General features: G+C 38.9%; 6 protein-coding genes. All 6 read right to left on the bottom strand.

Going from position 1 to position 12,753, the window contains the following annotated elements:
• Positions 1-136: 136 nt before the first annotated feature.
• The 6 genes from LB465_RS08740 to LB465_RS08715 all read right to left on the bottom strand — a co-directional run bounded on the left by LB465_RS08740 (position 137) and on the right by LB465_RS08715 (position 12,624).
• Positions 137-1,774, bottom strand: coding sequence for a glycoside hydrolase family 16 protein (locus LB465_RS08740; protein ID WP_224469379.1), 1,638 nt, complete (start codon positions 1,772-1,774; stop codon positions 137-139).
• Between the two features lie 17 nt (positions 1,775-1,791).
• Entirely contained in the window at positions 1,792-3,855 is a 2,064-nt protein-coding gene (locus tag LB465_RS08735) for a phage tail protein (protein WP_224469377.1), read from the bottom strand.
• A 12-nt stretch (positions 3,856-3,867) separates the two neighbouring features.
• Positions 3,868-5,331 carry a RagB/SusD family nutrient uptake outer membrane protein gene (locus LB465_RS08730; RefSeq protein WP_224469375.1) on the bottom strand — a complete coding sequence of 488 codons (1,464 nt, stop codon included), beginning with the start codon at positions 5,329-5,331 and terminating at the stop codon, positions 3,868-3,870.
• Between the two features lie 11 nt (positions 5,332-5,342).
• Positions 5,343-8,369, bottom strand: coding sequence for a SusC/RagA family TonB-linked outer membrane protein (locus tag LB465_RS08725; RefSeq protein WP_224469373.1), 3,027 nt, complete (start codon positions 8,367-8,369; stop codon positions 5,343-5,345).
• 238 nt (positions 8,370-8,607) lie between these two features.
• Positions 8,608-11,376, bottom strand: coding sequence for a helix-turn-helix and ligand-binding sensor domain-containing protein (locus tag LB465_RS08720; RefSeq protein WP_224469370.1), 2,769 nt, complete (start codon positions 11,374-11,376; stop codon positions 8,608-8,610).
• Positions 11,377-11,514: 138 nt separating this feature from the next.
• On the bottom strand, positions 11,515-12,624 hold the full coding sequence (locus tag LB465_RS08715; RefSeq protein ID WP_224469368.1) for an AI-2E family transporter: 1,110 nt from the start codon (positions 12,622-12,624) through the stop codon (positions 11,515-11,517).
• Between the last annotated feature and the right edge of the window lie 129 nt (positions 12,625-12,753).

Here is a 12,753-nt window from a genome sequence, read left to right as displayed (position 1 = left end):
GGCCTACAAACAAATTATCTTCAACCGTAAACTATCTCGCGGAAAGCTCAAGAAGCATTTCATAGAGAAAGTTTTAAATTTCGACTATAGAGTAAAAATCACATAGTAATCAGGCAGTCTGATTTTTAAAATAATATTATTCCTGATAAACTTTCACGTAGTCCACTTCCATAGTAGACTCTTGAAAATCATCAGCAATATCTCCTCCAAGGGTACCTCCCATGGCAATATTTAGCAATAAATAAAAGTCGTCCTGGAAAGGAGTTGAATCATCGTTATCAAACTCAAGATGTGGCTCACCATCCATTAGGAAAGTGATTTTTTCCGCAGTCCATTCAACTTCATATACATGAAATTCTGAGGTCACGTCAGAAACTTCTGTGTCACCTACAATAGCATTTCCGCCTGAATTCCCGGGAAAATGTAAGGCAGATGAAATTCTATCAGGATCGTTCCCTACAAATTCCATAATATCCATTTCACCAACTCCAGGCCATGTTTCTTCCGGCCACCCAGCACCTAACATCCAAATTGCAGGCCAGGTTCCTCCTCCAGCAGGTAATTTTGCACGAACTTCTACACGACCAAAGGTAAATTCAAATTTATCTTTAGTAGTTATTCTAGCAGAAGTAAAATCGAAACCACTCTCAGCTTCTCTTTTTGCTGTAATTACCAGGTTTCCGTTTTCAACTTTCACGTTGTCTTGGGCATCTGTATAGTATTGAGCTTCTCCATTACCCCAGCCATTGTCTCCGTTACCAATTTCATAATTCCAGTTATCGGTATTAAGCGCATCACCATCAAAATCATCTGACCAGATCTCAGTATTAAACTGGCTTTCAAACTCTTCCTCTTCTTCTGCGGAATCTGAGGTAAGAATAAACCACCAGTCAAATTCGCCATTACCATCTGTAGATCTAAGGATAAGTTCATTAGTTCCTGAGCGGTCAAAAATCTCATATCTATGATTACCGCCAATATAATAACCAATAAAGCCTAATCCCGTAAGGTTAATGGTTTCATTACCTCCTGGGGCTGATATAGACCAGTTCTCCGTATAATCGTTATAAGGTATGTTAAGAACATCTGCTCCCTGAACTTCACAATCACAAGACACTCCTAGTTGATCTACCAGGTTTATTCTTCCAAAAACGGTTCCTGATGGATCTATCTCTGATTCATCATTATTAGCATTGGTAATGTGAGTAAAAGTGCCATCTTCATTGAAGATATATCTATCGTCATACATTCCAACCCCAACTTTCTCATTTGCACTCACCGCAAAAAATTCAGGTCCCTCTAAACCACCTACAGGTCCAAGGCCAAAGTGACCAGGAACTTCAGCTTTAATTCGCCATTCTTTTCCTACTAATTTCTCTAATAGATCAGCTGGTGGCGCATAAGTTACAAGCACCTCTACATCTACTAACATTGAGCTGGCAGTACCACCTGGCCCATAAGCTATAATGTTAACCGTATAAACTTTAGTACCGGTTTCAGAAAATTGATGCGTATATACACCATTAGAAGTAGTTACTGAACTTCCATTTCCAAAAACGTATTTATAGGTCATGGCGCCATCTGCAGTTGCACTAAATGTTACCTCACCACTACCATCTCCATCAGGCATATCTTCTGATTGCCCAACGACATTAGTTTCTACCTGTAGATTAGTAGGAGCGACTATTTCGCCAATATCGTAATCGTCATTGGAGCATGCGCTGGCAAATACCAGCGAAAGTGCTACAAGACCTGTTTTTAGTATATTTTTCATTTTAATTTATTTTAATTCTAGTTATGGAAATAAATATTGTTCAGATATACATTTGCTTCAGCAGTAGGCACGCCAGAATAAATAAGTTGACCAATATTTGACGTATCCTGAAGGCCGGTGAATTCTGATAATGGAATATCTAAACTAACCCATTCATTTTGTGCAAGATTGTCTATTACAATCTCGTGTTCAGAAAGATCATCCCCTGCATAAACACCGTCAGGGCCTAAATCAACTAATTTGATCTTAAACTCTGTTGCATTACCGGTATAGATTTCAGTATGGAAATGTGTCATTTCACTAGCGTCAATCGGTTCAGCTAAAGTCTCAATTCCTGCAAAACCAAGGTTAAAATAATGCTTGGTAAGCCTACCGTCAAACTCTACTTCTTCATAATCTGAATTAGACCATTCTGTTAACCATGTATCTACATTGACATCATCACCGAATTCACTGAATAAAGATATATAGGAAGTTTCTCCCATTTGGAAACTAATATCATCCAGGTAGAATGTTCCGGCTGTATTTCCAGGACCATCTACAAAAACGGTCATTATAGCGTATTGCCCAGTTGGAACAAATGCCTCACCAACTCCCTGTGATCCATCAATATAACTTTTAATCGCATCTGTACTAAAGTTAAAAGTCACTTCTTCCCAACCGGATCCGGTATGGTTAGCTGATACTTCAGTTTGACGTTCGCCAGTAACACCACCTTCAAATTTCAGTAATATAGGTAGCGCAACATCTGACCAGAATTTCATAGTGATTGTTTTATTATCACCACTGAAGTCTACAGGCTCTTCAAGATTAAAGGAAGCGCCTTCATAAGCATTTCCAATATTGGTAATTGCACCAACCATTGAATCTGAGTTATTAGCTCCCGATTGATCTGGATTGGTAACCACCTCAAATGAAGCTCCACTAAAAAGAGCAGGTGTATAGTCTACAGCATCATTATCAAATGTTATAGGAAATTTTAACGGCTCTAAATTGGTGGTTTGAATATTATCGAAATAATAAGTTTCATCATTTCCAGGCGTTCCATAGTTGAAGAATAACACCAGTCTTCCATAATCAATGGCCGGGTCTACCGTGGTCATATCAAAGATCAATGTTTCCCATTCGTTACTAACAGTAGTCTCAACGGTACTCTCTACATTCACATCAGCATCATCAAGATTTTCTATCTTCAAGATAACCGGGGTTCCGGCAGCTGGAGACCATACATCTACACTAATATACTTTTCTGAAGAGAAATCTATAGCCTCATCAAGCGCTATATTTGTTCCTGCCCATACTTCAGAGCCTGCTGGCTTAGTATAAGAAGCTACTCTATCGCTAGTATTAATTCCGCTTGCATCTGGATTATCAATTACAGGAGCTCCTGCACCTTCACCTCCACCAAAATTAAAGAACGTATAATTCTTTGTTGGAGATTCAAAATCTATAGGTAGGAACAATGGATCTGTAATACTTACGGTTTGTGTAGCTTCGGTAGTTGCAACACCACCACTTAAGGCTACCACCTTAACATCATAATCACCAATCGCATCGTAGGTATGCGTAACAGACTCACCAATCATAAATGTTGTAGCTTCTTCATCTGCCACGTCTCCGAAATAAACTTCAAACATTGCAGCAAAATCAGCTGTAGCTGATACTGTTATGGCATAATTATCGTCTTCTGCCTTGGTAATTGTTACTTCAAGGTTTTCAGGTTGACGGAAAGAAACAGTAAGAGGCTGTGTCCCGGTTGCAGAAACACCATTTAAATTAGTTCCTATAACGGCTACTTCATAATCGCCTTCAGCATAAATATGATCTACAGTTTCTCCGGGTCTTATTTCTGAAGATACTTCACTTCCATCTCCAAAATCTACGGTATACAAATTGGCACTTTCGCCCTTTGGTGTAATAGTTACCAGCCCTGAATTATCCTGAGTGATCTCAAAACTAGCTCCAAGATTTGTCGGAGTAGCTATGCTACTAAGATCTACAAGTGAATCGTCATCACTCTCACAGCCAATAAAAGGTAGTGTGAGTAGGAATGCGAAAATTATTTTATAGTGTTTTTTCATAATGCTAATTTTTTAGTATCCAGGATTTTGCTCCCAGTTACCCTGAGAGAATTCTATTTCTTCTAACGGAATTGGGAATAATTCGTTTTTACCTGATGTAAACCCATCAATGTTATCTGCGGCTCTGCCGGTTCTAACTAAATCGAAGAAACGGTGACCTTCGCCTACCAATTCTTTTCTTCTCTCTTCGAAGATAAGTTCGGTAAGAACATTACCTGAAGCTTCTACTTCCTGTAAACCTGCTCTTTCACGTACTTCGTTTAGATAAATTCTTGCCTCATTATCGTCTATTCCACCGCGGTTCAAGGCTTCAGCAGCCATTAGTAACACATCGGCATAGCGAATAGAACGGTAATTATTTGGCTGAGTAAGGTTTGCATCACCTACGTTATCGTTTTTACGCGGAAGGTACTTTCGGTTAAAATAACCGGTGTGCTTGTAACCTTCAGCATAAGTTGCACCGGTTTCTTCTACCCAGGCTTCGATATCTAAAATGGAAAATTCCCTTCTAATATCGTCCTCATCAAATAAATTGTATGCTTCCTGAACAGGAACATTAAAACTGAAACCAGGTTCAAAAACAGGACCTGAGTAATTTCTAATTCCCTGGAAACCTACCGCTACGTTACCTTCACTACACTGTAAACATCCAAAACCTGCTCCTTCTTCCCCTGTATATTGCACTTCAAAAACCGATTCCTCATTATTTTCGCCTTCCTGTTCAAAAAGGGTTTCAAAATCGGCTAAAGCATAGGGTCCGTTATTGATCAATTCGGTTAATACCACAGCAGCTTCATCAAATTCTTCCTGGTACAAATGAGCTTTTCCAAGCAAGGCCATTGCAGCCCCTTTGGTTGCGCGTCCAATTTCCGGCGCGGTATAATCCAGGTTATCTATTGCGAATTGTAAATCGCTTTCAATTTGCGCGTAAACATCTTCTACAGGCGCTCTGGGGATAGAATTTTCGTCACCTAAAACAAAACGCTCATCTCCTTTTAACGGAATTGGTCCAAACCATTTTACCAATTCAAAAGTGAAATAGGCTCGTAAAAACCGAACTTCAGCAATAATCATTTCGCGGCCTTCAAAATCGGTTTTATCTTCAAACTCCAACACATAATTGGCACGTTGCACGCCGGCAAAGTTCCAGTCCCAAACATCGTCCAGGTTATCATTTACCGGAGTATGCGTCATTTCGTCTACCTGCTGAAAACCAATTACATCGTTGGCACTTTCCCCACCACTTAGGGTGTTATCTGAAGCGATTTCGCCCAGCAACACATTTACGTAAGTAGATTGTAAAACATCATAAACACCAATCATTGCGTTATAATAGTCTTCTTCAGAATTAAAATAGTTTTCCGAATCTATATTGTATTCTTCGGTTTTGTCCAAATAATCTTCGCTGCAACCAAAGCTAAAAGCAAGCAGTAGCAACAGAAGCATCTTATTGAATATGTTATTATATCTCTTCATAGTGCGATTTTTTAAAAGTTAAGATTTAGTCCTGCAAGGAAAATTCTTGGTACGGGATAGAACCCGTAGTCAATCCCGCCACCAATGGCTTCCCCGGTTGAGGCAGAAGGATCAAAACCTTGGTAATTTGTAAACGTATAGAGGTTTTGCACCGAAGCGTAAATTCTTAATCGGTTAATTCCCGCTCTGTCCAAAAATGTTTCAGGCAAACTATAACCTAACTGAACATTCTGGATTCTTACGTAAGAAGCGTCTTCCACATAAAAATCAGAAAAAGCAACATTAGAAGTAGCACCTGTTGTTACACGTGGAACTTCGTTACTGGTTCCCGGTCCGGTCCATCTTTCCAGATAGTATGCGTGACGGTTTACGTTTGGCTGATTACGCTCGTAATTTCTTACCATATCATTTCCTAAAGAAGCGTAGGTATAAGTGGTAAAGTCAAAATTCTTATAGTTGAAATTAAAATTTATACCCATGGTAGCGGTTGGAATAGGATCGCCAATATTGGTACGGTCGTCCACATTTATCACCCCATCACCGTTTGTATCTACATAACGAATATCTCCCGGAGAAGCAGCTGCTCCAAGGGTTTCCTGAGAAGGATGCGCATCTACTTCAGCCTGTGATTGAAAGATCCCGTCGGTTTTGTATCCGTAGAAATAACCAATTGGGAAACCTTCCTGGAAACGTGCCGGTTGTGGTTGTCCCACGCCAAATTGCCCGCCTGGCAGAAATTCTGTTCCGTTTACTTCGGTTACTTCATTTCTAAGGAAAGTGGCATTATATCCAATTCCAACACGAATATCATCTCCAAAGTTTTCTTTATAGTTTATCGCAAATTCAAAACCTTCATTTCGGGTAGTTCCCGCGTTGATGGTTGGTGCACCAGATCCCGGTGCCCCGCCACCAAAAATCCCGGAAACAGGAATCCCAGCAACCAAAAGATCTTTACGATCTTCTCTAAATACATCGGCAGAAATATCAATTCTGTTATTTAAGAGCCTAAGATCTATACCAATATTGGTTTTTTCAGCCTCTTCCCAACCTGAAGCGGGATTAGCAATTCTACCCAAAGCGGTACCGTTTACAAGGTTGCCGTCCAGAACATAAGTAGCTTCTCCGTTTAAGAGAGAACGGTAAAATTCTGCTCCACCGGCCTCATCATTACCAAGGATACCGAAACTTCCTCTTAATTTTAAGAAAGAAATCACGTTAGAATCACTTAAGAAATCTTCTTCTGAAAGAATCCAACCTGCAGTTGCAGAAGGGAAATATCCTACACGATTTTCAGGACCAAACCTGGTAGAAGCATCTCTACGAAGCATCCCAGAAACGAGGTATTTACCTTTATAATCGTATTGTAACCTTCCGAAGAAAGACAATTTCCTAACATCATATTTATAAGCACTGTTGTTTAAACCATCGTTTGTTCCTGTAGTCAAGCTTATGTCAGCAAAGTCCCAGGAATTATTAGGAACATCGTAACCTGTTGCATACAAACCATCTCCCCAGTTTCTAATTACCGTCATCCCGGCAGTCCCGGTTAGGTGGTGTGTATCATCAAAAGTGTTTTCGTAAGTTCCGAAAAGGTCATACGTATATGAATTATCGTTAATTCTGTTTTGATTTACCGTACTACGTACGTTGTTAAATACTTTACCCGGCCCATAGTCTATAATTGGCGCAAAGTCTTTTCCTTTAGAATTAGAAAGACTATACCCAATTCTGGAAGTAAAGGTTAATTCTTCTACCGGTGTATAATCAAGGCTAAAAGAGCCATTGAATTTGTTCAGGTTATAGTCATTAAACGTGTTTTCAATTTGTGAAAGTGGGTTAATGATCTCGTTACCTAATCTACCCTCAAGGTCTTCCTGATCGCGACCAAAAGTTGGCGGAATGTTCAAGGCATTAAAAAGTACCGAACCCAATCCGTTTTCGTTGATAGATCTTCTATCTATACTGGTATAAATAGAATTTGCAGTAAAGGTGAATGCATCTGAAATATCTACTCCAATATTAAACCTGGCGGTGCTTCTTTGAAAATCAGATTTTTCAGCACCAATAATTCCTTCCTGATCAAGGTGCGAAACTCCGAAAGAATAAGTTACTTTTTCTGAGCCTCCGTTAAGGGTAAGGTTATGGCTCATAATTGGAGAAGTATCGAAAACTTCATCCTGAAAATTGGTTCCTCTTCCTAATTCGCTAACATTTGGGAAAGGCAAGGCCTGACCATTATTTGCATAACTTTCGTTCAAAAGCAAACCGTATTCGGTTGCATTAAGCAATGGAAGTTTTCTTGAAGTTTCCTGTATCCCTACATAAGCATCGTATTGTATAGAAGGAGCAGTATTCTTTTTACCCGATTTAGTAGTTACTAAAACCACCCCGTTAGCACCGGCGATACCATAAATAGCAGCCTGCGCATCCTTAAGGATAGAAATAGATTCAATATCGTTAGGGTTAATAGTATTTAGATCGCCCTGGTAACCATCTATAAGGATAAGCGGTCCGTTTTCACTATTGGAAGCGATACCACGAATGTTTATATTGATTCCCGCTCCTGGTGCACCCGAAGACGGAGTTACATTAACCCCGGCTGCAGTACCCTGCAGGGCCTGTTCAATCTTAATAGGGTTTAGATCTTCAATAGTTTCATTGGAAACTACAGAAACCGCACCGGTAATATCTTTACGCTGCTGGGTTCCATAACCAATTACCACTACTTCACTTAAAGCTTCAGAATCTGTCTTTAAAGACACGTTTATTACATCCTGGTTTTCACTTACAGTAATTTCCTGCGGAAGAAAACCAACATAAGAGAACACCAAAACATCTCCTGCTGAAACATCATTAATAGTGTAATTTCCGTCAAAATCGGTCACTACTCCATTAGCAGTGTTTTTTACAATAATGTTTACTCCGGGAAGCGGAAGACCGGTATCGGCTTCATCTACGGTTCCCGAAACCGAAAAGGTTTGTGCCTGTAAGGAGAACGTTCCTATACAAAACAAAATTAGTACTAGTATTTTATTCATTTCTTGAGATTTTAATTCGAATTCAATGTATCAATTAATTGTTAAGGTCAAGGAAAAAGCACCTTTACAATACTTCAACATGAAAATTAAAAGAAGAGAAATTTGCGAATTCAGTATTATAGCGCTCTAAAATTGAAGAATAAGCACATTGAAAAAATATTCTTTGTAGTCTTGATTTTAGGCTATTTAGCCAAAATGTTGAGGTGATGTTGAGGTAAAAAACCTAAATGTTAAGTACTTAAAACTGAAGGATGTACTCTACCAAACCCTGATCATGGTCTAATTCCATCTTTTTACGCAAACGATATCGTTTTATTTCAACACTTCGCACCGAAATATTTAGCAATGGAGCGATCTCTTTTGAAGATAAATTCAACCTTAAATAAGCACAAAGTTTAAGATCGTTGGAAGTAAGATTTGGGTGTTTTTCTTTTACCGATTGTAAAAAATCCTTGTCGGCATTATCAAAAGCTTCTTTGAACAATTTCCAGTTATCCTTTTCTGCAATATTCCTATTAATAACCGAAATCACTTTTTGAATATCAGCCTCACCATTTGCAGAGGTCAATTTATTCTTGAGTTCATTTAAAAACTCATTCTTCTTAATTAAATTCATGGTCGAGGCAGCAAGTTCCCGGTTCTTCGAAGCCATATCTGACTCCAATTTCTGATTTTGAAGTGTGATAATTTCCTGCTGAGATTCTAACTGTTTTATCTCAAGTTTCTTCCGGTTACGCTCCATTAACCTATCTCGCTGCTTTCGGTAATACCCCGTGTAAATTTTATGAAGTACGAAAATGAGTAGAGAAAAAAGTAAAATATAAATTATTATTGCCGTGGTGGTAGCATACCAGGGAAGCGCAATGCTAAACGCATAAGATGCTGTCTCGCTGATCTCATTATCATATTTTCCGCGCACTTCGAAAACATAATCGCCGGAAGGCATATTTTCAAAAGTAGCATTACCGTTGGGCTGCCATTCACTCCAGCCCTGGCTAAAACCTTTAATTCGGTAACTGTAAACCGGTTTTGCCAGTTTGGAATATGCCGGAATACTAAATTCAAAATGGATATTATTAACCGAGTTAGGTAATTCTAATTGATCAAAGTTCAATTTGTGACTTTTAAAATCTTCTTCTAATGCAGCCGTGGAAACCTTATTAATACTAAGATCTTCCATATCCGGAAAGTCTAATGGGGTAGAAAACATCGTGTATCCCAAATTAGAACCCACCAAATATTCACGTTCACCAATTAGGGAGATATTCTCAAAACCTTTCGCGATACTTCTATATTCTAAAGGAATTGCCGCCGATTTCACACTCAACCTGTCCTGAAAAGCGTCCCGGGTTACATAAATAAGGTTATCGCGGCCAAAACTCCACCAGGTATTATCTGGTAAAACCTTTGAGATTCCGGTAATTCTTGGTTCTTCAATTAAATTATTCAGATCGTTATTTTGATGAAATTCATCTTCAGAGGGATCATACTTATAAATTTCATCTTCGGTAGAATAATAAATAGAATCATTAAACTGAAAGACTTTTAAGCCCATTCCGCCCTGATAAGAAACGCTATAATTCTGCTCGCTTTGCACTCCACTGACTTCAGAATCTATTTTCAACTTATAAATTCCTTTATGATCGTGCCCTATCCAAATAGTAGAATCATTTTCTACCACGAGGTTCCGGGAAGAAAGATCCCAATTCTCTAAATACTGCGGATCGTTCTCAAAATTATCATCTTCCCAAAAACTAAGACCATCGTAATGGCCTTGAAGCAATCCATTTTTAAAAGCTTTGATTTCCCACACGCCGGGACCATCAAAAATATGAGAAGCAGTATTATTTTCTATTGCAAAAACTCCACGATCGTGGCCGGCATAGAGTTTTCCATTTATTTCGTTGATACTCCACACCTGCCCGCTAGTGCCGGAAATAAATTCATATTCCTGTAAATTTTCATTTCTAATATATAAACCCTGGTTGGTTCCCAGGTATAAATCGTCATTAAACTGATAGGAGCAATAGACGGTCCCTACTTTTCCGTAGATATCAGTAAACAATCGAAACGGGCTCTTACGATTAATAAGCACGAGGCCATTATCGAGCCCGCCCCAAATATTTCCGGCTTTATCTTCCATAATCGATAACACCGTATTGTTATTGATCACCGGTTGCAGCAACTGATAATTAAGTGAAGTCTCCAAATTATAAACATGAAGCCCATTACCGATGCTTCCCAACACAAGGGTTTGATCTTCCAGCAATTTCGCGGTAAAAATACTTTCGTCTAAAGGATAATCTTCAAATACATAAGGCTGCCAGTTATCACCCTCAATAGTAAAAAGTCCGTCGTCCCGGGTAACGGCAAGCATCTTATTTTCTTCAAAAGGAAAAAGCCCAACAAGTGGCTTATCCTGAATGGTGGCATTTGGAATAACGCGTTCTATCACCCCGTTATCTATGGCGTACAACCCGTCTTCGGCCACCTGGTAGTATAATTTATTCTCTACCCGGAATAAATTCGAAATAATATTACTTGCCGTGATGGTATTTATCTCGTGCGTTTCCTTGTTATAGCTATAAAGTCGGCGCAGACTTTGAAAAACAATATAATCTCCCAGCGCCTCAATATGCCAGAATTGCTCCCCGTCCAGGACCTCGTCTTCTGAAAGATTGGTAAGGCTGGTATAATTTAATTCTCCTTTATCATCTTCTTTCCAAAAACCGAAATCCATATAAGAACCGGTATAAATTCTTTCATTTTCAGCTAAAACCGAGCGAACTGCGCTGGCATTGGGAACTTTATGCAGATTCCAGTGTTCACCGTTATAACTGAGTAAACCCAGGTTATTGGCGACATAAATATGATTATTTGACGCCTCGGCCATCATCCAGTTTTGGTTCCCCGCAGTATAAATTCCGGGGTCAAAATTGGTTACTGGCGGCAATTCCTGAGCAAACAGGCTAAAGCTGAAAAACAAAAACAAGGCAAGTAAACGCATAGTTTAGCAAAAAACGGAAATTACTGGTTAATATAGGCTTTTGCTACCTGGAAAATTTATAATGATTCCTGTTTTTAATAATAATGAATAATGAGAGAATTAAAATGAAAAAATCTGCTAATGAACAGTCTTAAAAAATTATTCCCCTTTCCCTAATCCTATTTTATTTTTGAATCTCTCAAGTAAACTATTGTTTCCTTCATCGGACTCATGGGGGTTACCTAGCAGAAATCCAAAAGGTTTTGTTGTTTCAAATTCGTCTAAAACATTTTTCAGAATAGCCAGGTAAGGAATGAACAGGATAATCCCTCCGATTCCCCACACACTTTCTCCAATAAAAATAGCGATAATGACAGCAAAGGGATTCAGACTCACCCTGCTGCTCATAATATTAGGGGTGATAAAGTTTCCTTCCAAAAATTGCACAAAACCAAAAACCCCAATTACTCCCAGTGGATACAGAAGCGAGTCCATAGCAACAAGGGTGTAGAGCATAGGCAGAATACCGCCAATGGTTACTCCTATATAGGGAATCGCCGCCAGAAGACCAGAAAGTGCTCCCCATAAAAGTGCATAATCAACACCCAGGATCCAAAGACCAAGGCCGTTTAAGGTTCCCACAGTAAGCATCATCAATAATAATCCACTTATATAACCGGTAACAGCTCTTTTCGTTTCTAAAAGAAGATTAGAAATTTTTCCGTGTAAGGATTCCGGAAAGATCTTATAAAAGAACTCCCGAAAAAAATCGCGGTAATAAAGAAAGAAAAAGACCGACAGGAGCAGAATCACTGCAAATGTAAATACACTAGCGGTTGCCGATAAGGTGCCTGTAAAAAAATCGGATCCCTGCTGGACGATACTTCCTATAGAGTCCTTAATGTAATCAGATTTTGATTGCGGTTCCATATTTAGCCTTTCCTGAAAAAAAGATTGTACCCTATTAACAACTTCAAACAGTTTTTCATCTATTTGGGTAATATCTTTCGCAAGGTTACTTACCAGCATTCCGATCCCAAAACTCAACAGGCTTAAAACAACTATTACCAAAAGAATAGAAAAACTTACTGACAGTATACGCGCTACCCCCAGATTTTCAAAAAACCGACTCATGGGTAAGAGAAGAATTGCTATTAGGAAAGCCAATGCCAAAGGCATAAGGATAAAATCTGCAACAACAAGAGCATAAAAAAAAATGATAATGGCCAGCGCAAAAAAGACAAATCTTATATACAGAGGGATTCGCATTTACTGGATATTTTAATAGTTAGTTGGTTGTTACAATCTTAAAACTACAAAATATAAATTTGAAACATATAATATGCCTGTTTTCCACAGGCAAATAACAAGGGAAATAGTCATGCCGCTATTTATCTC

The organism is Salegentibacter lacus, from assembly GCF_020164555.1.
Classification (GTDB): domain Bacteria; phylum Bacteroidota; class Bacteroidia; order Flavobacteriales; family Flavobacteriaceae; genus Salegentibacter; species Salegentibacter lacus.
The sequence above is the reverse complement of the archived record's forward strand: the minus strand, read 5'-3'. Positions and strand labels throughout refer to the sequence as shown.

Coding starts and splice junctions, on each gene's coding strand:
- LB465_RS08715 (WP_224469368.1), bottom strand. CDS start 12,624: ATGCGAATCCCTCTGTATATAAGATTTGTCTTTTTTGCGCTGGCCATT.
- LB465_RS08720 (WP_224469370.1), bottom strand. CDS start 11,376: ATGCGTTTACTTGCCTTGTTTTTGTTTTTCAGCTTTAGCCTGTTTGCT.
- LB465_RS08735 (WP_224469377.1), bottom strand. CDS start 3,855: ATGAAAAAACACTATAAAATAATTTTCGCATTCCTACTCACACTACCT.
- LB465_RS08730 (WP_224469375.1), bottom strand. CDS start 5,331: ATGAAGAGATATAATAACATATTCAATAAGATGCTTCTGTTGCTACTG.
- LB465_RS08740 (WP_224469379.1), bottom strand. CDS start 1,774: ATGAAAAATATACTAAAAACAGGTCTTGTAGCACTTTCGCTGGTATTT.
- LB465_RS08725 (WP_224469373.1), bottom strand. CDS start 8,369: ATGAATAAAATACTAGTACTAATTTTGTTTTGTATAGGAACGTTCTCC.